General features: G+C 69.7%; 19 protein-coding genes. 7 read left to right on the forward strand and 12 right to left on the reverse strand.

Annotated features, from left to right (window positions below):
- Positions 1-105: 105 nt before the first annotated feature.
- Both ACWCPM_RS07390 and ACWCPM_RS07395 read right to left on the reverse strand, forming a co-directional pair.
- Positions 106-861, reverse strand: coding sequence for an anti-sigma factor (locus ACWCPM_RS07390; protein WP_450975168.1), 756 nt, complete (start codon positions 859-861; stop codon positions 106-108).
- Positions 858-1,442: a sigma-70 family RNA polymerase sigma factor gene (locus tag ACWCPM_RS07395; RefSeq protein ID WP_450975169.1), complete on the reverse strand. Its 585-nt coding sequence runs from the start codon at positions 1,440-1,442 to the stop codon at positions 858-860. The genes ACWCPM_RS07390 and ACWCPM_RS07395 overlap by 4 nt, the downstream gene beginning before the upstream one ends.
- Positions 1,443-1,873: 431 nt before the next feature.
- Between ACWCPM_RS07395 and ACWCPM_RS07400 the strand changes: the two genes are divergently transcribed.
- Positions 1,874-3,775, forward strand: coding sequence for an alkyl/aryl-sulfatase (locus ACWCPM_RS07400; protein WP_450975170.1), 1,902 nt, complete (start codon positions 1,874-1,876; stop codon positions 3,773-3,775).
- A 401-nt stretch (positions 3,776-4,176) separates the two neighbouring features.
- On the opposite strand, the gene ACWCPM_RS07405 is transcribed toward ACWCPM_RS07400, so the two are convergent.
- The 4 genes from ACWCPM_RS07405 to ACWCPM_RS07420 form a co-directional block, all read right to left on the reverse strand.
- On the reverse strand, positions 4,177-4,464 hold the full coding sequence (locus ACWCPM_RS07405) for a hypothetical protein (protein ID WP_450975171.1): 288 nt from the start codon (positions 4,462-4,464) through the stop codon (positions 4,177-4,179).
- Between the two features lie 134 nt (positions 4,465-4,598).
- Complete coding sequence (locus tag ACWCPM_RS07410) at positions 4,599-5,516, reverse strand: DUF6891 domain-containing protein (protein WP_450975172.1); 918 nt, start codon at positions 5,514-5,516, stop codon at positions 4,599-4,601.
- Between the two features lie 221 nt (positions 5,517-5,737).
- Positions 5,738-6,358: an NAD(P)H:quinone oxidoreductase gene (gene wrbA / locus ACWCPM_RS07415; RefSeq protein ID WP_450975269.1), complete on the reverse strand. Its 621-nt coding sequence runs from the start codon at positions 6,356-6,358 to the stop codon at positions 5,738-5,740.
- Between the two features lie 592 nt (positions 6,359-6,950).
- Positions 6,951-7,397, reverse strand: a complete 447-nt coding sequence (locus ACWCPM_RS07420) for a hypothetical protein (protein WP_450975173.1) — start codon at positions 7,395-7,397, stop codon at positions 6,951-6,953.
- Positions 7,398-8,122: 725 nt separating this feature from the next.
- On the opposite strand from ACWCPM_RS07420, the gene ACWCPM_RS07425 reads away from it, so the two are divergent.
- The 3 genes from ACWCPM_RS07425 (at position 8,123) to ACWCPM_RS07435 (ending at position 10,794) form a co-directional block, all read left to right on the forward strand.
- The gene (locus tag ACWCPM_RS07425; protein ID WP_450975174.1) at positions 8,123-8,404 is read left to right on the forward strand and encodes a hypothetical protein; all 282 of its coding nucleotides are present in this window, start codon (positions 8,123-8,125) and stop codon (positions 8,402-8,404) included.
- A gap of 395 nt (positions 8,405-8,799) precedes the next feature.
- The gene (locus ACWCPM_RS07430; RefSeq protein WP_450975175.1) at positions 8,800-9,213 is read left to right on the forward strand and encodes a hypothetical protein; all 414 of its coding nucleotides are present in this window, start codon (positions 8,800-8,802) and stop codon (positions 9,211-9,213) included.
- Positions 9,214-9,498: 285 nt separating this feature from the next.
- On the forward strand, positions 9,499-10,794 hold the full coding sequence (locus ACWCPM_RS07435) for a GNAT family N-acetyltransferase (RefSeq protein ID WP_450975176.1): 1,296 nt from the start codon (positions 9,499-9,501) through the stop codon (positions 10,792-10,794).
- Between the two features lie 136 nt (positions 10,795-10,930).
- Here the strand turns inward: ACWCPM_RS07435 and ACWCPM_RS07440 are convergent, their stop codons facing one another.
- From ACWCPM_RS07440 to ACWCPM_RS07450, 3 genes are all read right to left on the reverse strand, one after another.
- The gene (locus ACWCPM_RS07440) at positions 10,931-11,341 is read right to left on the reverse strand and encodes a VOC family protein (protein WP_450975177.1); all 411 of its coding nucleotides are present in this window, start codon (positions 11,339-11,341) and stop codon (positions 10,931-10,933) included.
- Between the two features lie 163 nt (positions 11,342-11,504).
- Positions 11,505-12,095, reverse strand: coding sequence for a TetR/AcrR family transcriptional regulator (locus ACWCPM_RS07445; RefSeq protein WP_450975178.1), 591 nt, complete (start codon positions 12,093-12,095; stop codon positions 11,505-11,507).
- Between the two features lie 57 nt (positions 12,096-12,152).
- The gene (locus tag ACWCPM_RS07450) at positions 12,153-13,502 is read right to left on the reverse strand and encodes an MFS transporter (RefSeq protein WP_450975179.1); all 1,350 of its coding nucleotides are present in this window, start codon (positions 13,500-13,502) and stop codon (positions 12,153-12,155) included.
- 406 nt (positions 13,503-13,908) lie between these two features.
- Between ACWCPM_RS07450 and ppk2 the strand changes: the two genes are divergently transcribed.
- Entirely contained in the window at positions 13,909-14,880 is a 972-nt protein-coding gene (ppk2, locus tag ACWCPM_RS07455; RefSeq protein WP_450975180.1) for a polyphosphate kinase 2, read from the forward strand.
- Positions 14,881-15,159: 279 nt separating this feature from the next.
- On the opposite strand, the gene ACWCPM_RS07460 is transcribed toward ppk2, so the two are convergent.
- The 3 genes from ACWCPM_RS07460 to ACWCPM_RS07470 all read right to left on the reverse strand — a co-directional run bounded on the left by ACWCPM_RS07460 (position 15,160) and on the right by ACWCPM_RS07470 (position 18,649).
- Entirely contained in the window at positions 15,160-15,513 is a 354-nt protein-coding gene (locus tag ACWCPM_RS07460; protein ID WP_450975181.1) for a carboxymuconolactone decarboxylase family protein, read from the reverse strand.
- A gap of 448 nt (positions 15,514-15,961) precedes the next feature.
- Positions 15,962-17,551: a hypothetical protein gene (locus ACWCPM_RS07465; protein ID WP_450975182.1), complete on the reverse strand. Its 1,590-nt coding sequence runs from the start codon at positions 17,549-17,551 to the stop codon at positions 15,962-15,964.
- A 450-nt stretch (positions 17,552-18,001) separates the two neighbouring features.
- Positions 18,002-18,649, reverse strand: coding sequence for a hypothetical protein (locus tag ACWCPM_RS07470; protein ID WP_450975183.1), 648 nt, complete (start codon positions 18,647-18,649; stop codon positions 18,002-18,004).
- A gap of 143 nt (positions 18,650-18,792) precedes the next feature.
- On the opposite strand from ACWCPM_RS07470, the gene ACWCPM_RS07475 reads away from it, so the two are divergent.
- Together ACWCPM_RS07475 and ACWCPM_RS07480 are read left to right on the forward strand one after the other, a co-directional pair.
- Positions 18,793-19,230 carry a cytidine deaminase gene (locus ACWCPM_RS07475; RefSeq protein WP_450975184.1) on the forward strand — a complete coding sequence of 146 codons (438 nt, stop codon included), beginning with the start codon at positions 18,793-18,795 and terminating at the stop codon, positions 19,228-19,230.
- Positions 19,231-19,395: 165 nt separating this feature from the next.
- The gene (locus tag ACWCPM_RS07480) at positions 19,396-20,286 is read left to right on the forward strand and encodes an N-acetyltransferase family protein (RefSeq protein WP_450975185.1); all 891 of its coding nucleotides are present in this window, start codon (positions 19,396-19,398) and stop codon (positions 20,284-20,286) included.
- Positions 20,287-20,357 lie beyond the last annotated feature (71 nt).

The raw sequence follows: 20,357 nt of genomic DNA on the forward strand, positions 1-20,357 counted from the left end.
TCACACCGACGCGCGGGGGCCGACAGGACTGAGCGCCCGCCCCCGCAACGCCGTCCCGCTGTGCATACCGGCGCAAGAGCCCCGATAACACCGTTCGGTACGGGATCAGGCCGGCATCTCCAGCACGGCGATCGGCTCCGACGTGGGCTGTTCCGAGCCGCCGGTCGGCTCGACGGTGATCCCCACACCCGCGGCACCGTCCACGGGCCCCCGCATCAGCACGGCCTGTCCGGTGCGGCCGGGGTCCATCAGGCCCGCCGAGCGCATCCTCCCGCCGTCGTCGAACCACAGCTGGTACACCTTGTCCCGCGGCGGCTCGGCCATCCCCGATGCCACGAACACGGCACGGTCCCGGCCGGCGGAGGCCACCAGGGTGGCGCTCGCCCCGCCCGGCAACCGCACCGTCCGCGACTTGGCGTCCGGCGCGGCCAGCACCCCCGTCAGCGCGTCGACCCGCTGCTCCGCCAGGACCGCGCGTTCCGCGGAGTCCCGCGCCCGTTCGTGCTGCCAGAGGGCCGTGCCGCCCAGCGCGGCGGCGGCCACGCACGCGGCCAGCGCACACCGGGACAGCGCCCTGGCCCTCCTCGCCCCGGCGCGCCTGGCCCACTCCACCGGCCGGCCGGCCGGTGGTACCTGCCGCACGCTGGTGACACGGCGCAGCACCTGCTCCCTGAGCGCCGCGCCGGGTGTGACCGTGGCCGCGAGCCCCAGCCGTGCCGCGGTGGCCGCGAACTCCGCGGTCTCCTGCCGGCAGGGCTCGCAGTCGGTCAGATGCCGTGCGAAGGCGGCACGTTCGTCGTCCGGCAGTGCGTGCAGGGCGTAGGCGCCGGTGAGGCCGTGCGGGTCGGCCAAGCTGTTCATACGCTCACTCCCAGGCAGTCGCGGAGCCGGATGAGGCCGTCGCGCAGCCGTGTCTTGGCCGTGCCGAGCGGCAGCGTGAGCGCCTCGGCGACCTGCCGGTAGGTCAGGCCCCGGTAGTAGGCCAGCGTCACGGCCTGGCGCTGGATCTCGGTCAGGGTGCGCAGACAGCGGCGCACCTGCTCCCGTTCCAGCCGGGTCTCCACCTGTTCGGTCACCTCGTCGTACTCGGGCGTACGGTCGAGCAGTGCGGCCTTGTGGTCACGGGCCGCCGCGGCCTCCACCGACCGGACCCGGTCCACGGCGCGCTGGTGGGCCATGGTCAGCACCCAGTTGATCACCGTTCCGCGCTCGGGCCGGTACCGGGGAGCCGTGCGCCACACCTCCACCAGGACCTCCTGGGCGACCTCCTCCGACTGTGCCCGATCGCGCAGCACCGCCCGGACCACTCCGAGCACGGATCCCGCCACGGCGTCGTACACCGCGGCGAAGGAGTCCTGGTCCCCCAGAGCCACTTCATGGATCAACTTCTGGAGATCGGGCTGGGTCGATGGATTCGTGCCGATGTATACGGCTTCCTTCACGGTTTTCACTCCAACGGGCGCGACGAGCGGGGTGTCCCCGCGTAATCCGAGGCAGCTCGGAGGGCGGATTGGTTCACGTGCGGGTGACTTTGCCTCTGCCCGGACTTCTCCCTCCTCGACTTCTCCGACCGGCGCCGTCACGGCGATCGAGTGAGTTGCGCGCAGAGGCGTTCGAAGCATCCGGTACTCCGGGTCGTCCGATGCGCCGCGGGAGGCCGCGCGCGAGGTCGCGCGGGGACGCGGACTTCGCGTCGTGGTCCTCATCAGCCGCGCCTGTCCCTGTGAGGCCGGCGCCGGCCCGCCGCGTCGCCGGTTGCCCCGGACAGTCCAGACCCGCTCGCGCACGCGCAGAGGCGAGGCGAGGGTGACAGTGACCCGTCCGCCGCGCGGGCGGCCGTCTCACCGTCGTCAGTGAAAGTGAAGGAGACCGCATGCCCGGCGACGCCGACGCCAAGCCCGCACAGCCGTCCGTCGCACGGGCCAACGAAGCCGTTCTGAGCCGTTTCGACTTCTCCGACACCCGTGACGTCGAGGACGCCCGGCGCGGCTTCCTGGGCACCGCCCGGGACGGTGTGGTCAAGGACGCGGAAGGACGTCCGGTCTGGGATCTCGGAGCCTACGACTTCCTCGGCAGTGACTGCCCGGCGACCGCCAACCCGAGCCTGTGGCGGCAGAGCGGGCTGTGCGCCGAGCACGGTCTCTTCGAGGTGACGGAGGGCATCTACCAGGTCCGCGGCTTCGACCTCTCGAACATGACGCTGGTGGAGGGGGAGCGGGGAGTCCTGGTCATCGATCCGCTCCTGTGCGCGGAGACAGCCGCGGCGGGCCTGGCGCTGTACCGCGAGCACCGCGGGGAGCGGCCCGTCACAGGGGTGCTGTACACCCACAGCCACATCGACCACTTCGGCGGTGTCCGAGGCGTCGTGACCGAGGAGGACGTGGCGGGCGGGGTGCCCGTGCTGGCCCCGCACGGCTTTCTGCGGCACGCGGTGAGTGAGAACGTCTACGCGGGCACCGCCATGGCCCGCCGCGCCGCCTATATGTACGGGGCCGTGCTGCCCAAGGGCGAGCGCGGCCAGATCGGGACCGGCCTGGGGCAGACGACCTCGACCGGCATGGCCGGGCTCATCCCGCCGACCGTGGACATCACCGGCACCGGGCAGACCGAGACCGTCGACGGCATCAGGATGGTCTTCCAGCTCACCCCGGGCACCGAGGCACCCGCAGAGCTGAACATCCACTTCCCGGCCCACTCCGCGCTGTGCATGGCCGAGAACGCCACCCACAACCTGCACAACCTCCTGACACTGCGCGGGGCCGAAGTCCGCGATGCCCGGGTGTGGGCCCGGTATCTCACCGAGGCCATCGAGCTGTTCGCCGGCGCGAGCGAGGTGGCGTTCGCCTCCCACCACTGGCCGGTCTGGGGCCGCGACCGCGTCACGGAGTTCCTGTCGGAGCAACGTGACCTCTACGCGTACCTGCACGACCAGACCCTGCGCATGCTCAACCAAGGGCTGACGGCCCTGGAGATCGCCGAACGGATGCGCATGGCGCCGACGCTCGAACGCGCCTGGCACACGCACGGCTACTACGGCTCCGTCAGTCACAACACCAAGGCGATCTACCAGCGTTACCTGGGCTGGTTCGACGGCAACCCGGCACATCTGTGGGAGCATCCGCCCGCCGAGTCCGCACGGCGCTATGTGGCGTTCATGGGCGGTGCGGACGAGGTGGTCCGGCGGGCCCGTGAGTCGTTCGCCGACGGTGACTACCGCTGGGTGGCCCAGGTCGTCGACCATGTCCTGTTCACCGACCCGGACCACGAGCAGGCCCGCCGCCTGCAGGCCGACGCGCTGGAGCAGCTCGGATACGGCAGCGAGAACGGCACCTGGCGCAACTTCTACCTCATGGGGGCCCTGGAACTGCGCCGCGGCTCCGTCGGCACCCCCACGGTGACAGCGTCCCCCGACGTACTCGCCGCCCTGACCATCGAACAGCTCTGCGACTCGGTCGCCATCAGGGTGGACGGACCGCGCAGCTGGGGAGCGGACATCACCGTGCGATGGAACGTGAAGGACGGTGAACCGGTGACGATGAGGCTGCGCAACGGAGTCCTCATCCACGCCTCGGGCACCGGCTCCGTGGCGACCGAGCCGGATGTCCTCGTCACGCTGGCCGAGACGGATCTGAGGGACGTTCTCCTCGGCACCGTCAGCCCGTCGGCGCTGGTGGACCGAGGCGCCGCCCACGTCACCGGCGACGCCGCCAAACTCACCGAACTCTTCTCCTGCCTGGACGCACCGGATCCGGACTTCGCCATCGTCACACCATGACCGAGGCGGCGAACGCGGCGTGTCCGGCGCTCACCGGCCGAGGTGGGGACGGGGTGCCGTGAGGGTCCCCAGCGGCTGTGGCGGGGACCGATCCCGTCAGGTCGACGGTCGACGGTCGAGGAGATCGTCCGGCGGCTCCTCGCCCACGGCGACCCGGCCGCCGAGACCCTGCTCGCCGAGTCGCCCACCGCCTCAAGGTCACCCTCGCCTCCCTGTACCGCGCTCGCCGGTACCGCGCGTCCTGCGCGAGCCTGAAGGCCCCCGACCTGGTGGAGGGGCCCCTCGAACGGGGAGGCGGGGAGCGGCCGTCCACCCGCAGCCTGCGAGAGGAGCTGTCCTCCCGGGTATGCCGCGAGCGTGAAATCCGGGACCGGCGCGCTTCGCCCTCAAGGCGACCGGGTTCAGCCGAGACCCCGGTGCGCGGCCCACAACTCCCCGGCGCGGCCGGCAGCTTCGGCGACCAAGGACGCCAGTTCGGGTCTGTCCGGTACGGGGAACGAGACGTATGCGCCCCGACCACCACCGACCGGGCGGCCATAGGCCTTCACGGCGAGGTGACCGTCCGGAAGAAGCCTGACGTCGAGCGTGGTCAGCGTGAACGCCTCACCGCGCCGAGTGTCCGTCCAGCGGAGCGCCTGCGGGATCGTGACATTGTTCGCCAGAGCACTCACTTCCAGGCCGCTGCTCATGGACGGATGATCTCATACGAGTTGGCGCAGGTGGCCACCAATGGACCTGCGGCAGACGGTTCGTTCACGTCCTGGCAGGAGCCTGGATCCATCGCGCACTCCACCGTGAGTGCGACCCGCCGGGGAGCCGGTCCCTAACCGACCAGGCGACGCCGCCAGTTCAGGGGGGTGACGGTGATGGCCCGGCCAGGGTCATGGTCCCACTCGGCGTGGAGGCCGGCTGCTTCGAGGGCGGCCACGACCTCGCGGCCGATCGCCGCGGTGGTCTCGGACGAGCCGTCGAAGCCGCCGTGGAGGAGCATCAGTCCGTGGCCGGCCGCGGCGGAGTCCGTGCACTGGGTGTGGAAGTAGACGAAGCCGCGGGAGTCGGGCCCGCTTTCTCCGCCGATCTCCGACTGTCCACAGCTGCGGCAGCAGGTGAAGTTCTCGCGGGCGGTGATGCCTGCCTCCTGGAGGGCGTTGAACGCCCGGGTGAGCCGCTCAGGGTCCGTCTCGCCCTGCCATTCGGCCTGTTCCGCGACACGCTCCAGCCACATCCGGTCGGCCAGCGCCTCGGCCTGCTCGCGTGAGACGGGCCGACGGTCATCGGTGACCAGGTACTCCTCCGCGAGCTCGGCCAGTTCGGCGCGGGAGGCGTAGCCGCCGACCAGCACCTCGCGGACGTGCGTCTCCAACACCTCGCGCTCGTCGCTGTCGAGTTCGAGCGGCGGCACCTCGCGGGCGGGCCCCATGTCCAGGAGGGACCAGGCAAGTCCGGCGTCCCAGTCGGCATCCTGACGGGCCCAGCCGGCAACGGCAGCGATCACGACCTCGGGCCTGTCGACCGTCGCTTGGAAGTGACGGTCGGTGGCACCGTCGCGATGCTCGAGCGTGTAGTCACCACCGGCTTTGTGCCAGACCTGGGCGAAGACGTCCGGCAGGTCAGGTATCCGCTTGATCACCAGGAACCGGTCGCCCGCACCACCGATTCGCCGGACCAGCACGGCCAGTTCCTCGGCGGACACGCGGAGGTGCCGCTCCCGGTCCTCCGTCTTCACCGCGATCTCGAGCATGCGCAGACTGTCTAACACCCCCGGGTCAGCGGACCTCCCGGGGGTTGCGGCACAACCGCAGGGCGACAGCTGAACGAGCCCTGATCCGGAGTGCTGAGACACAACGATCAGCGAGCCCGTCTGAAGCCCGGATGCACGGTTGCACGGACAGGCCCGGCCGCCGCACGTCATTGTGCGGTGGCCGGGCCTGTTTCCACGCGCTGCGCGCGTGGGAAGCCGAATCAGGCGGAGGCCAGCCCGGCCTTCAGGCCGGCAGCGATCTTGACGACGCGCTCGGCCTGGACGCGGGCCGCGGCACGGGTGGTGTCACCGACCGGGTTGTTGCCCTGCGCGTCGACGTGCGAGGTGCCGTACGGGTTGCCGTCGGCGAACTTGACAGCGTCCGTGTAGCCGGGGGAGACGAGGATGCCGCCGAAGTGGTGGACGGAGTTGTACAGCGCGAGCAGCGTCGACTCCTGGCCGCCGTGCGTGGTGGCCGTGGCGGTGAAGCCGCTGTACACCTTGTCGGCAAGCTTGCCCTGGGCCCACAGGCCGCCGAGCGTGTCCATGAACTGCTTGAGCTGGGAGGCGATGTTGCCGAAGCGGGTGGGCGACCCGAAGATCACCGCGTCCGCCCACTCCATGTCCTCCGGGGTGGCGGTCGCGGTGCCGGCGGTGGCCGCGGCGTTGGCCGCCCAGGCCGGGTTGGAGTCGATCGCGGCCTGGGGAGCAAGCTCCGCAACCTTGAGCAGGCGCACCTCGGCGCCGGCCTTCTCCGCGGCCTGCGCGATCTCTTCGGCGATGGCGGTGACCGTACCGGTGGAGGAGTAGTAGACGACAGCGAGCTTGACGGGGCTGGGCACTGTGGTGGTCTCCGTGTTCTCTGGGGCGGACTTGCGGTTACGGCTGAAAATGCCCATGACGGCTTTCGTACGTTGATCGGACACCCGTCGAACCGGGTGATGGTTGAACCCTAAACCATCACTGCTGGGTCCTGTCGACGTGGTCCGAGGTGATGTACGTCGCATCAGTCCCCCCTCACCTGGGCATTAGTGCCCGGCCGCTCCAGAAGCGGGTCGGTGACCGTTGACGGCGGCGCGGATGACGATGGGGCGCCGCCCCTCCGCCCTGTCGTTGGACGCGGAATCCCGGCCCACGGGCAGACAGGGGGGCGGGGACACGGGAGTGGCGGGCGGTGTATTCGCCCTGGCGAGCGCCCGGATTTACCGGGGCTACCTGCCGCCCACCGCCTGCCATCGCGCCGGCGACGAACGGTTCCGCCACGGCTGCCGTTCGGTCGGCGACGACTGTCCGTCGGACTTCTACCGGGCCCACTTCGGACCGTCGGGCAACCGAGGCTCACCGGGGAACGCGCCCGGAACAGCAGCAGGGAGGCCATCCACCGGGCAGGTCGCGCTTTCGGCACCGCAGCTTGACCCCGGTGGACCTCTACGGTCACCGCACGTGGCCGAGTGGACTCCAGTCGAACCAGCCGCGAGACGTGTTGTAGACGCTCGTGGGTTCGTCACAGGTCCGCGATGTCGAGATCTGCAGGGCGACGGCATCCGCGCGCGCAGCGTAGCCGTCCGCCAGAACCACCAAGATCAGAACCGTGGACGGCATCAGCGCCGGAAGAAGCCGTGCGCGGCGTCCGCGGCCTACGCGTGAGATGACCGGTGCCGCCGCGGACAGCACGAGGGCGGCCGCCAGCAGCAGCCACGGGTTCACGCTTGCTTCCCGATCAAGTCGTTCGGACAGCTCGCCGAGGTCGTCGCAGAGTATGTATGTCTCCGGTCCGTCGAGCAGCGGCAGACAGCGTGCGAGAACCGCCGCCAGCGCGAGGACTACCCCGAGGACCGGCAGCAGACTCGGCTCTTTCTCCGCCCCCGTCCTGCTCTCCACCCTTCGGCTGCCCGGCGGAACGTCCGGCCGAGCGCGCCGAGGTTACCGCCCCAGGTGTGCCGGCGTGCGGTCGCCCTGGTCGGTGAACGTCAGCGTTCGCATCGCCGGGGCCTTGATCACTGAGCGATGAGTGAGCGTACGGCGGTGACGATCACCAGCTCGGCAGCGAGTCGAACCCCCGGGCGGACCTCGACAGTCACACCGCCCAGTTCCCGATGCCCCTGACGCGTGGGGGCGCGGCCAGTGCCCGCGGCGAGCCGACGGAGCGCCGCCGGGTTCCGGCGGGCGGACAGCGCGGACGTCGAGTGCGCCGATTGCTGCCTTCCCTTTGTCTACCGCTCCGAATACGCCCTTTTATCGATGTTTGAAAGCGTAAGAAAGACGGCCGAGAACGGCGTTGGACTGTGCCAACGGCATACGATAACCAGTCAACCTGTCATGTCGGAAAGAGGTGATCGGGTGACCGTTTCTGGCGGACCCGCCGTCTTTCGTGCGCGCCGCCCGGCCGGCCTGCTGTCTCTCGTTTCCGTGGAGTCCCAGCCGTACCGCGCTGCACGGGAAATCGTCGTCGACGAATCCTGCCAGGCGGCCGGATTCCTGCGGGAGAGCCGATGGGGTGGGTCTTTTCGCCTCCACCCCTATTTCTTTGCGCGGGTGGATTCCTCTACCTTACGGATTAATCCCGAAAGCGCTCTTCCGGGATTTCCGCTCCCTTAGGAGGAACAATGAGGCGTCCCCTTCGTGCTCGTCTGGCCGCGGCGGCCGTCGCCGCGGCCGCGATCGGTGGCATGACGATCGTGGCCGCGCCGGCGGCGCAGGCCACACCCAGCGACTGCACGGGCTACCTGGCAGCTCTGGGCTTCTCCAGCACCGACACCAACCTCGCCTGCACCGTCGGCGGTTCCGGCCTGCCGGCCGACCGGCTCCTGTGCCGCGTTCTCCTCATGAACGTGTCGTCCGTCCCGCCGCTCATCGCCGACAACGCCTGCCGCCTCGCGGCGGCGTAAAGCACCGCCGCATCACCCACACACCTGGGAGGAATCGACCGAGGCGTCTTCCTCCCAGGTCGTCGGCGTGCGCCCGAAAAGACTTATTCGGTGATCCCCGGCCCGTGATCTGCCGCCCGCAAAAACCGGTCGGACGCCCGGGTATAACTCCGAGCAGGGGGAATGGGTGAAACTCGGTGAGCCCCGAGAATGCGCCCAGCGCGCGCCGGGGGTACTGCATCAAAAAATCTGCGGGTTTCCTCATCCCCTCGATTTCGTCGCGGGACATTCGCATTCCGGATCGAATGTCGGTCGGATATTGAGGCGAATGCCGGGTCGAATACCCGCTGCAGTCCGGCCGGCAAGGGAGGGATCTCCACCGGAGGCCCCGCCCACGCCGGGAGCCTGAACGTGAGGTGCCTGACGCGCCTGAGGTGCCGGAGTGCCGTCCCGGCGTCTTCGTGGTCGATCTCCACGGAGCGATGATCGGCACGGTCACGCTCGAACAGCGTGACGAGGGACGCCCGGGGCGTGTCCACCAACGGGCCGCAGAGGCCGAGATCGGCTCCCTGTTCCTGCCGGACGCGCGGGGACACGGGTATGTCGAGCGAGAGCCCACTGGTGCAGGTGCCTCGGTGGAACGGACGAGGTCCTTCCTGGAGGAGCACCAAACGGCGCGCGGACGAGTGCTGTGCGACGACGAACTGCAGTTGTGCTGGGCAGCCGGCCTGTGGGTGCGCGCCGTCAACGCGAAGACGTTCCATCTGGACAACTTCGATGCGCTGGGGCGCGACGAAGCGGAGACGCGGATGAGGCATGCCGGGATCTGACGTGGCGAGGTGCCGCCGCACTGACGCCGGGGCGTGAGCCTGTAGGGAACTCCAGGCGGCTCCGGACGGACCTTGCCCGGGTGCGTGCTGCTGACCGGCGGTCAGGTTCAGGGTCCGTCTGCCTGCGGGGACGTCGATTCCACCTTCAGAGACGGCTTCACGGGGCTCGTCTCGCCACGTTCCGGGCACTTGAAGGCAGGTCCCCGCAGGTGTCGCTCTGACGCGCGCAAGCCCGGCGGGGTTATTCGCTTGCGGCCGGTGAGGGTGCCGGATGCAATGTGCGGCATGGTGAACGAGGTCCGCTCGCCGCGACGAGACGAGATGGATGCGTACTACCGAGCCTTGCCGTTCGCGAACGGGTTGCCGAGCTGGGAGCCCGCGGACGCCGCGTGGCACGGTGGCCCCGAGCCGTGGCCTCCGCTGCGCACGCCCGCGAGCGCCGAGCAACTCGAGGAGTTGGCCGCAGCCGACGTCGCGGACGAGTCGTTCCACCCGATCGCGACGTTCGTCGACGGCAGGTGTGTCGGCGCATCGGCGACCATCTCCTTCGAGGTGACGGTCCCTGGTGGGGCAACGGTGAGTATGGCCGGCGTCACCGCCACCGGGGTGATCGCGACGCATCGCCGACGTGGTCACCTGCGGCGGATGATGCAGGGTATGTTCGAGGCGGCCCTGCAGCGAGGCGAGCCGTTGGCGATGCTCAGTGCGAGCGAGGGCAGCATCTACGGACGGTTCGGGTTCTCGCCCGCGACCTACCGCACCCGGTGGGAGCTGACCCGGCACGAAGCCGCTCTTCTTCCGGCGGCGCCGGATCCCGGGTCGCTCGAACTGGTCGACGCTGCGCAGGCACAGAGGGTATGGCCACGGGTGCATGCGGAGGTACGTGCACACCGCGTCGGGGAACTCGGGCCTCGCCCCGGACGCTGGGACGGACTGTCCGACGCGGCGGACGGCACGAACGGACCCTTGCGCTTCCTCGTCCACCGCGACCAGCACGGCGCTGCAGACGGCATCGCCAATTTCCGCCTGCCGTGGGCCCCGACCACGGACCATGCGGGAACACTCGTCGTGGAAGCCTTGGAGGCGACCAACCCTGTGGCCTACCGCTCGTTGTGGGGACTGCTGATCGACTTCGACCTCACCAAGACCGTCGTGGCGCCGGGTCGTCCGCGCGACGAACCCCTGCGGTGGATGCTCACGAATCCGCGGGCGATGCGCGTCACCCGCCAGACGGACAACCTCTGGGCACGTCTGCTCGACGTCCCCCGAGCCCTGACGCAACGCTCGTACCTCACGCCCGGCGAACTCAGACTCACCATCGACGACGACCAGATGTGCCCGGAGAACAACAGGACCTGGCTACTCAGGGCGGACGAGCGCACGGTGACCTGCGTTCCCACTGAGGAAGCTGCAGACCTGAACATCACGCTTTCGGGGCTGAGTTCGCTCTACTTCGGTGGCATGTCGGCGCACCACCTGGCGTATGCCGGCCACATCACGGCCCACACCGACGACGTGATCCGGCAGCTTGGCCGAATGTTCCGGGTCGACCCCGAACCACACAACTCCTTCGGCTTCTGACAGAGCTGGGCGTGACGCGGCGGAGCCGTCCGCCGCGGCAGGTGGGCCGGACGGAGAGGGGAGTCGACGTTCCACGTCCCGGGTGCCGAGTTGGACCAGCACCGTCGCTACAGGGTCTGGCGCGGTTGTCGGCGCCCTACGAGTTGGACCAGTCACGGGTGGACAGCACCAGGAGATATCCGTCGGGGTCACGGATCGTCACGCCCCAAGTGTCCCAGTACGGATTGTGAGCGGGCACTTGCTTCCCGCCATGGTCTTCGAGCCGTTCCACCAGGGTGTCGGGCACCGGTCCGTCGAGATAGACCACCAGCAGGTCCTCAGGAGTCGGCTGTGGATCCACGGGGGCGGTCGGATCGTGAACGAGTTCCAAGTGCCAAGCAGCATCGGGCCAGCCGACCATGAGAAGCGAGTGCCCGCCCGCGGCGCTGTCCGCCGTATGCCGATACAGGACCTCGAGGCCGAGACCCGAGATCCAGAAGCGTTCCGCCGCTCGGAGGTCGAGTGACGGACGGGCGATACGTAGGTGAGCCGTGGCGTCAGCCGGCATCGTGCTGCCTCCTGATGGTCAGGCCCATCGGAAACTGATGGGTGTGACGGAGGCTAGAGAACGAAATGATCGCGTGCCTATCGGCCGTTGGTCCTACGTCCTCGTCTCCTGGTGAAGTCCTGGCGATCGCGAACGCTTCTGACCAGCAGTCTCGATGTGCGTCCTACAAGGTCTCTGTTCGGGCCGCGGCGTCGAGGAGGGTGGCCGCGGCGTCGCGGGCGGACGTGGCGGCGGACGCGTCCCGGTCCATCCGTGCCGCCTGCTCGGCGCCGTCGTAGAGCAGTTGGAGGCGACGGGCCAGTTCCTCGGGCTCCGCGTATCCGGACGCGGTGGCGAGATCGGTGAACAGGCCCCTGACCCAGGCGCGGTAGTTCTCGGCGGCACGGCGCACTGTGCTGTCGTCCGGCGACTCGGCGGTCGCCCGCACGAACGCGCAGCCGTTGTAGGCGGGGTCGGTGAACGCCTCGCCCTGTGCGTCGAAAACGCCGAGCAGTTGCTCCCGCGGCGTGCGGAACCGGGTCAGGGCACGGGTGATCCGTTCCCGGCTGCGCTCGTGACGGGACTCCAGGTAGGCGCAGACAAGGCTTTCCTTGCTCCCGAAGGCGTTGTAGAGGGAGGCCTTGGCCACTCCGGCGTGCTCGATGATCCGGTCGATGCCGACCGACTGCACGCCCTCGCCGTAGAAGAGCTCGTTGGCCGCGCCCAGCAGTCGTTCCCGCGCCGGTGCCCGGTTCCCGGTATTCCTGGTCGCCATTCCCGACACCTCATTCAGACAACTCTGTCTATCGTAGCGTCGCGTTCCGCGGCGCGCTCAGCGCTGCGCCATCTTCGGCGCAGTCGCCGTCTCGGCAGGGAGGTCGGACGGCCGCACCACGGCCACGTGCTCGGCGCGGCGGCCGCTCAGCAGGAGCCCGCTCAGTGCCACGAGGGCGAGCAGGACGACGGCCGCGCCGTACTCCTCGGTGGTCTGCACCAGGCCACCGCCGTGCACCACCAGGACCCCGCCGATCACTGCTGGAACGCCCAGTCCCACGTAGCAGATCACGTACAGCAGCGACAGTACGCCGGCCCGCTCGTGTGCCTCGGCCAGCGGGACGACCAGCCTGAGGCCGCCTTGGAAGCCGCCTCCGAAGCCGAAGCCGGAGATGGCCGCGCCCAGGAAGAACGCGGTCACGGAGACGGTGCCGCCGCCGGAGGCGACGGACGCCAGTGTGGTCAGTACGCCGATGACCAGCGAGCCGATGCCGATCAGCAGGACGGTGCGCGTGGCTGTCGTGCGCAGCACCACGACGGAGAGTGCCGCGGACGCGGCCAGCACGAACAGCGGGATCCCGCCCCACACCACGGAGGAGGAACTGACCAGCGTCCGGATGATGGCCGGTCCCAGTGCCGCGTACAGGCCGGTGAGCGCCCACACGGCGAACATCACCGGTGCGGCGATCGCCAGCGCTGGGCGTGCGGCCCTCGGCAGCTTGAACTCTGGAGCCATGCCGGCCAACGCGCCCGGCTTGCGGGTCACCGTCTCGCCCACGACGAGGACGGCAAGCGCCTGCAGCACAAACACACCCAGGAGCACCAGGTAGACGAGTCGGGTCGGGGCCGGCAGGTACTGGACGACCAGCCCGGAGGCCAGAGCCCCGACCCCGGTCCCGACGGTCGGTGCCAGAGCGTTGAGGAAGCCGCCCCGACGCGCGTCGATGTCGAGCATTCCCGCGCCGAGCGCGCCGAGTGCGGCACCGGTGCTGATTCCCTGCAGCACGCGTGCGCCGAGCAGGGCGTTCACGTCCCCCGCGTTGACGAACACCACCATCGCCAGCGCCTGACCGATCAGCGCGATCAGCAGTACCGGCCGACGCCCCACATGGTCGGAGATCTTTCCGAAGAAGAGCAGGGAGAGGAGTACGGCCACCGCGTAGACGCCGAAGACGACGGTGACGGTGACGGGTGAGAAGCCCCAGTGCCGCTGGTAGATCGCGTAGAGCGGCGTCGGCGCGCTGGACGCCGCCAGCAGCGACACGATGATCGAGGCCAGCACGCCCAGGGAAACGGCGGGGCTCAGCAGCCGGCGTCGCGGGGCGGCATGCGCGCGACGGCGTGCGGGGGCGCCCGTCCCGGCGGAGTCCGGTGCGGGGGAGGCCGGCGTGGGGGGTGCGGGATTCATGCGGTCACTCTCGGGTCGGCGTCGGCAACCTCTTCATACTAGACAGACCTGTCTAGTGGACGGAGAGGCGTCGATCGGTGAGACATCTCGCACGCGGGTTCCGAGGCTGCCGGGAATACCGCGACCTCACCTGCGCAGGTGACGTGCGCAGGTGCATGACTGCGCCGGCGCAGGGATGGGGCCAGGCGCGGCACGGTGTCCGGTGCGTGGAGCGATCGAACGGACCGTCGTGCGCCGGCGTCTCGCCGTGACGCACGTCGCGCCATCCTGAAAGGGCGCCGGGTCGGCCGAGGGGCGTACCAGGCGGATCCTCGGCGATCTCGACGTCCGCGGAGGCCAGGACGACACGCGAACCGCAGCGTCGCGGGCATATGGTGACAGGGGGCGTCGGCTGAGGAGGTCCGCCGTGGTCGAGGAGGCAAGAGACCTGCTGGCGGGACTGAGCGTGGACGGCCGCCGTCCTGAGCAGCCGGTGCTGCTGGACGCCCACGGCATGCCCCTCCGGACGTGGCAGGAGAACTACCCGTACCGCCGCAAGGTGCCCCGAGGTGAATACGAGCGGACCAAGCGGATCTTGCAGATCGAACTGCTGAAGCTGCAACGATGGATCAAGGGCACCGACGGGCGCCTGATCGTGATCTGCGAAGGCCGTGACGCCGCCGGCAAGGGCGGAACGATCCAGCGCTTCACCGAACGCCTCAACCCTCGCGGGGCCCGAGTCGTGGCGCTCGACAAACCGACCGCCCGGGAAGCCGGGCAGTGGTACTTCCAGCGTTACGTCGCCCACCTGCCCGGCCCCGGCGAGATCGTCTTCTTCGACCGGTCCTGGTACAACCGGGCCGGGGTGGAGAAGGTGATGGGGTTCTGCACCGAGGAGCAGTACCACCTCTTCCTCAGGCAATGCCCCGCGTTCGAGCGGATGTTGGTGGAGGACGGGATCTGCCTGGTGAAGTTCTGGTTCTCCGTCTCGCGAGCGGAGCAACGTACCCGTTTCGCGATCCGCCAGGTCGATCCGGTCCGGCAGTGGAAACTCTCACCCACCGACGTCGCCTCACTGGACCTGTGGGACGCCTACACGGAAGCCAAGGTTGCCATGTTCCGCACCACGGACACGGCCGAAGCGCCCTGGACCGTGGTCAAGAGCAACGACAAACGGCGCGCCCGGCTCGAGGCCATACGCCACTTGCTCACCCGCATCGACTACGCCCGCAAGGATGTCGAAGCGGTCGGCGAACCCGACCCGTTGATCATCGGCGCGGCCGACACGCTCCTTGAGCCCGGTGAGGAGGACACCACTCTGTCCCCCACACCGCTGGCCCACAACCCCACGGGACCCGGACAGCACCCACCGCGCGAAGCCAGGTCATCCCAAAGGTGACCGTGGCGGTCGTGTCCGGCAGGCATGAACGCGACCCATCCCACGACCGGGCTGCGAGCCCACCGGGGCCGACTGCATCCTCCAGGCCGACCTCCAGGGAAGGAACAGTGAGGGCTGCCGGTACCAGGCCCTCCGCCGTCCTCGGCACCCACTGTGTCGCACCATCGCCGAGGGCGGCGCTGCGCTTGCGTGCCGCATGATCTCCTTCCGCGCGGTGTCCGAGCCCTGCCACGTTTCCAGGTGTCATGGGCCCTTGAACGGTCTTGAGGGGATGCCCGCTCACGCCTCCGCGGCGTCGCTGCCCTTGGCCTGGTCGAAGAACTTCATCGCCATGAAGCCGTGGGCGAAACTGCCGCCGGCACGCAGGGCCGCCGCGATCATGATGGTCTCGGCCACCTCCTGCTGTGTGGCGCCGGCGGAGTGTGCGGCCTTGGTGTGTGCCTCGATGCAGTACGGGCACTGGGTGGTCAGCGCGACGGCCACAGCGATGAGCTCGGCGTATTTCGGTGCGATGACGTTGTCACTGCCCCGCATGGCTTGCGCGTCCCAGGCGGTGAAGGCTTTGAAGGATTCCGGGGCGCCGGCGCGGATGTGCTTGGCGTACTGGTGGTCGGTGTGCTCGTGATAGGACACAAGGTGCTCCCGTGGTGTAGCGCCAGGTGTACGGAACGCACGTGGCTCTCGTATGCGGCTGGCGGTGGGGAAGGGGGTGTGAGCGGTCGGGGACGTTCTTGGCTGACGACGGCCTCTGCGCGGGTTCGGTCGCTACGGGCGTGCCGTCGGAGTCAGCGCGATGTCGTGCCCTTCGTGCGACCCATGGACCGGCTGTCTGGTTCGGCGGGTGCCTGCTGCCGTTCTCCAATGAATGACCGTCGTCGTGCGCAGAGTGTGACAACTTCAGCAGTACGAGTTCGCGGAGGCCGGGGAGGCCGTCGGTATCTGTCCGAGTGAGCGATGTTCGCGCCCTACGTGAGCCGGGGCGGTGGAGAACAGCCCTCTCGGCCGTGGATCCCCGCCCGAGGTCGCTCGGCGGCGGTGTCGCCGGTAGGGCCGGGGCCGGCAGCGGTTGCCGCCGACCCGGTCAACCCGATACCGAGCAGTCCAGGATCCGCCCGTCCACCGTTCCGACGACCAGCCGGTGCTGCTCCGCCCGGTACGCGGCGGACACCGGCGTGACCGGGTGGCCGTGCGCGCGCAGGGTGTGCCGGGCTCGCACCTCGCCCGTCGCCGTGTCCAGGGTCTCCACCTCACCGGTGAGGTACACGACGTACACGCTCCGCTCGTCGCCGTCGAGATCGGCGAGCGGTTTGTCGGTGTGGTACACCCAGCGCGCCTCTCCGTCCGGCAGTCCGCGGCTCACGACGTACGTGCCCTCGCGGGTTTCCCTGTAGGTGGCGCCCCGTTCGTACGACCGGCCCGCGTGGACGAGGGTGTGTGTCAGCTCGACGGCGGGACCGAACCAGGGCTGGAGCGCGGACGCCGGGTCCCAGCGCAAGGGGAAGAGGGCGCGCAGGGAGGCGGGGCCGTGGGCGCCCGGAGGATCGATCGCTTGGATCCACGGCTCGTCGTGGTCCGGGCCAGGACCGTTCACGTACAGCAGACGGGCGCTGTGTCTGACGCGTAGCGCCGGGGAGTTGGAGCGGTCGGCGGCGAGGTCGAGGCGTGCCGCTTGCTGGTGCGTGGGGGCGAGCAGCAGCGCGGCGTGCGTGTCAGGCCCTTGCGGGCGCAGGGCGCGCCAGCCCTCGTCAGCGGCGTGCAGCGCGGGGGCCGACGGCACGTCCAAGCAGTCCACCGACTCGCCGTCCGCCGTAGATATCCGCCGAACAGTGGTCGCACGGTCGGCCAGGCGGCCCGTCACCTCGTCGTGACGGTAGCCGCGGAACGTCACCCAGGCCGACTCGTCGTCAGGGGCCGCCTCGACCCGGACGCTTCCTTCCCCGTCCGCAGGAAGAGCCCACTTCAGCGCGCCCGACGGGTCCCAGCATTCGAGGTCCGTGTGCCGTCCGGTGGCGAGCAGCCGTCCGTTGGACAGCACCGCCAGGTCCCGCACCTCCGCCCGTCGCCGCCACCGGCCCTCGGTCAGCCGCGCGAGGGTGCTCTCCACATGCGGGTCGTGAAGGAGCCCGCTCTCGACCGCCGGATGACGTGCGTCGTCGGGGTCGACCAGACCGGCCGGAGCGGACAGCCAGTCGTCCACCGCGACGGCCAGCTCGAAGCCCTTGCGGAAGCCGCCGTCCTTGTCCTCGGGGGACAGCAGCATCGCGAGCCGGCCGTCCTCCAGCCAGCGCAGGTGGCGCACTTGACGGCTCTTGCTCAGCAGGTTCGTCACCCGCCCGGTCTCCAGGTGCAGCAGGAGCAACTGACCCTGAAAATCCCACGAGCCGTCGTAGCGGCCGGTGCCGACGGCGACGAGCGGCAGCGCGGGGTGAGGCTCGATGGCACACACGGAGTAGCGGGATGCGACGACATGGCGCGGACGGAGGGTGTCGGCCTCGTACACGACGATCCGGTTGCCCAGCCAGTGGCCCGAACCGCGCCACATGACGTGGCCGAGGTCACCGGCCGCGATGACGCAGCCGTGACGCTTGTCGGTCACCGCCCACTCGGGCCGCCCGATCTCGGCGAACGGCTGGTCCCCGAGTATCCGGCGGACGGTCAGCTCATCCGGCACGACGATCTCCCCCCCCAGGTGGCGCACAGTCTGCCAGGCCCGGCGCCTTCCTGCGATCCTCCGAGGGAATCGGCTCACCCCTGCTGATCGTGTCCGGGCCACACAGCCACAAGATCACGGTAGTGGGCGAAGCGGGGGCCGGGAACCGTGTCTTGGACCGGCTGACCGTTCAGCCAGCCCTGGCGACGTTCTGAGCAGGCACGATGATCTCGTAGCTGTAGTCGATCCCCATGCCGTCCACCCCTTGTCCGGAGGTGACGGCTCTTGAAGCGGGCACCGTTGCGCGCGGCGGCGGCAAGGCGGCACGCGGTGATCGCGCGTCAGCGGCCTGAGCTCAGCTCCTCGACAGGCCCGAAGCCCCCGACCGCCTCATCGCCGGTGACGCCGTGACCCGCGCGACCCCCATGTCACCCCCCCCGGACGAGCCGAGGGCCATGACGTCGGGTGTGTTCAGCCCCGCGGCGACTCCAGCCATGGTGGCCGCGTCCCACCGTCCTGCCGTCCCCACCACCGGCGGACCGCCGGCGACACCTGCTCACGCGGAAGCCCCGTATGCGTCAGAAACGCCTCGGTCACCTCGCGCGCGGAGCGGTGCGGCGGTGCCGCCATCAGCACGGCGTCGGACCTGTCGGGCAGCGGCGGTGCGATCAGCGCGACCTCGTCCCCGGAGCGCAGGCGCAGCACCAGACCCCGCAGCCCGTTCTCCTCCTCAGGTACGGTGCGGAGGTATCCGATGACGGGGTAATGCAGTCGCAGTCGTACGCGGGCCAGCAGTGTCCCGCGCTTGAACTCCTCCCAGCGGTCCGTACCGAGGTCGCGGAAGGGCGGCTCCTGCCACGGTCGCAGTGTGTCCAGATGTTCCAGCAGACGCCGCAGGAAGTCCTGGATCGCCGGTCCGTCGTGCGGCTGATCCCAGACCACTCGCTCCCAGGCTTCCGCCTCCAGATCCGCTTCGATCGCCTCGTACTGCTCCTGGACGGTGCGGTCGTAGGGCGGCTGTTCCAGGATTATTCTGCTGATGCGCTCGACTTCCTCGTCACTGAGTTGCCGACTGAACTGCACGCAGTAGAGGATCACTTCGATCATGCTGAACGCCATGCCGACAGTATGGCGACTGAACCGGCCTTCCCCCGCCGGGCTCCGGGGCCGGGGCGAGTTCCCTGACGAACGGGCCGTGTTCATTTGCGCGCCCCTCCGTCACTCGGGCCGAGGTCGCCCGACACCCGACGAAGGCAGAGAAGATGACCCAGCGGACCCACCCCGTCGACCACGAACTCGTCCAGGCCGCGGGCCACGTCGCTCGTACACGCTGCCGGGGCGACAACCACACCATGGCCGCCGCGGCGCGCGCCCGGGACGGGCGGATCGTCACCGCCGTGAACGCCTACCACTTCACGGGAGGACCCTGCGCGGAACTGGTCCTCATCGGCGTGGCGGCCACCCAGGGAGCCTACGAACTGGACACGATCGTCGCCGTGGGAGATCGCGACCGAGGGGTCGTTCCCCCGTGCGGACGCTGCCGTCAGGTCCTCCTCGACTACTATCCCGCCCTCAAGGTGATCGTCGGCGACGGCGACCGCATGCGATCCGTCCCCATCGCCGACCTGCTGCCCGAAGGCTATGTCTGGGCCGACCATCAGATCGAGGCCGACGAGAAAGGGCCACCCAGCAGGAATTGACCCCGGTCGGCGACAAGGCTGACTTCGTCGGTGATGAGTTGGTGTCCGCGCAGTCGCCCGGCCTGGCGCATCGTCTGTTCGGCTGCGCAAAACCCGCTGTACCGGCTCCCGGATGCGTGATCAACTGTGGTTGCACGCACACCCCTTGACGGCACCGGAGCTGCCTTGCCCATCGTCATCACCGCCTTGACCGAGCCCGACCGCACCTCTACCGGCTATCGCCTCGCATGGCTGGCCAGCAGGGATGACGGCGACCCTCTCGGGTCCGCGTTTCTCAGGATGTTCACCCGAGAGGGCCAGGCACACCTGGCCGAGCTGCGGGTGAACGTGCACACGGCGGAGCGGCGCAGGCGGGTCGGGTCGCGACTCCTTGAGCTGGCGGTGGGCGCCGCGCGGGATTCGGGCAGGCGGTCGGTGGTCGCGCAGGCCGAGGCGGACACGCCCGGCGATCACTTCCTCGCCGCAAGCGGCTTCCGCAAGGTGCTGACACTGACGTATGCGCGGCTCGCCCTGCACGTACCGGACAGCGGCAGGGTCCAGGAGATCGACGCGATCGCCGAGCGGCCGCACCCCGGCTACCGCCTCGCGTCCTGGTGCGGAACCGTCCCCGAGGAGTTGGCCTCCACCTTCGCCGACTCGCGCCGCGCGATGGACGACATGCCGATGGACGACACCGACTACGGGATCGTGGTCTGGGACGTCGAACGGGTTCTGGCCGCGGCCAAGGCCATCGCCGACCGCGGGGACCTGCTGACCACGGTCGTCGCGATCAGCGAGTCGGACGGCACGGTCGCCGGCTTCTCCGAGTTCGTCGTGCCGGGCGACGGCAAGGGCGAGGGGCAGCATTACGGCACCGGTGTGCTGCCCGAGCACCGCGGCCACGGCCTCGGTCGGTGGATGAAGGCCGAGTCGATCCGTGTCGCCCGCACCCACCACCCCGCGCTCTCCGGCCTGGTCACCGATACGGCCGACAGCAACTCGCACATGCGGCGCATCAATGACGCACTGGGCTACGTTCCCACGCACAAGGCCCTGGAGTACCAGCTCGACCTGTGAAGCCACGCAGCCGGGGCCCTGCGGCCGTGACGCCCACAGGGCCGGGGAACGGCCGCTGGACCTGTCCCGCC

This window comes from Streptomyces sp. NPDC002309 (genome assembly GCF_053593375.1).

Coding starts and splice junctions, on each gene's coding strand:
- ACWCPM_RS07450 (WP_450975179.1), bottom strand. CDS start 13,502: ATGAATCCCGCACCCCCCACGCCGGCCTCCCCCGCACCGGACTCCGCC.
- ACWCPM_RS07435 (WP_450975176.1), top strand. CDS start 9,499: ATGGTGAACGAGGTCCGCTCGCCGCGACGAGACGAGATGGATGCGTAC.
- ACWCPM_RS07425 (WP_450975174.1), top strand. CDS start 8,123: ATGAGGCGTCCCCTTCGTGCTCGTCTGGCCGCGGCGGCCGTCGCCGCG.
- ACWCPM_RS07410 (WP_450975172.1), bottom strand. CDS start 5,516: ATGCTCGAGATCGCGGTGAAGACGGAGGACCGGGAGCGGCACCTCCGC.
- ACWCPM_RS07390 (WP_450975168.1), bottom strand. CDS start 861: ATGAACAGCTTGGCCGACCCGCACGGCCTCACCGGCGCCTACGCCCTG.
- ACWCPM_RS07440 (WP_450975177.1), bottom strand. CDS start 11,341: ATGCCGGCTGACGCCACGGCTCACCTACGTATCGCCCGTCCGTCACTC.
- ACWCPM_RS07400 (WP_450975170.1), top strand. CDS start 1,874: ATGCCCGGCGACGCCGACGCCAAGCCCGCACAGCCGTCCGTCGCACGG.
- ACWCPM_RS07445 (WP_450975178.1), bottom strand. CDS start 12,095: ATGGCGACCAGGAATACCGGGAACCGGGCACCGGCGCGGGAACGACTG.
- ACWCPM_RS07405 (WP_450975171.1), bottom strand. CDS start 4,464: ATGAGCAGCGGCCTGGAAGTGAGTGCTCTGGCGAACAATGTCACGATC.
- ACWCPM_RS07475 (WP_450975184.1), top strand. CDS start 18,793: ATGACCCAGCGGACCCACCCCGTCGACCACGAACTCGTCCAGGCCGCG.
- ACWCPM_RS07470 (WP_450975183.1), bottom strand. CDS start 18,649: ATGGCGTTCAGCATGATCGAAGTGATCCTCTACTGCGTGCAGTTCAGT.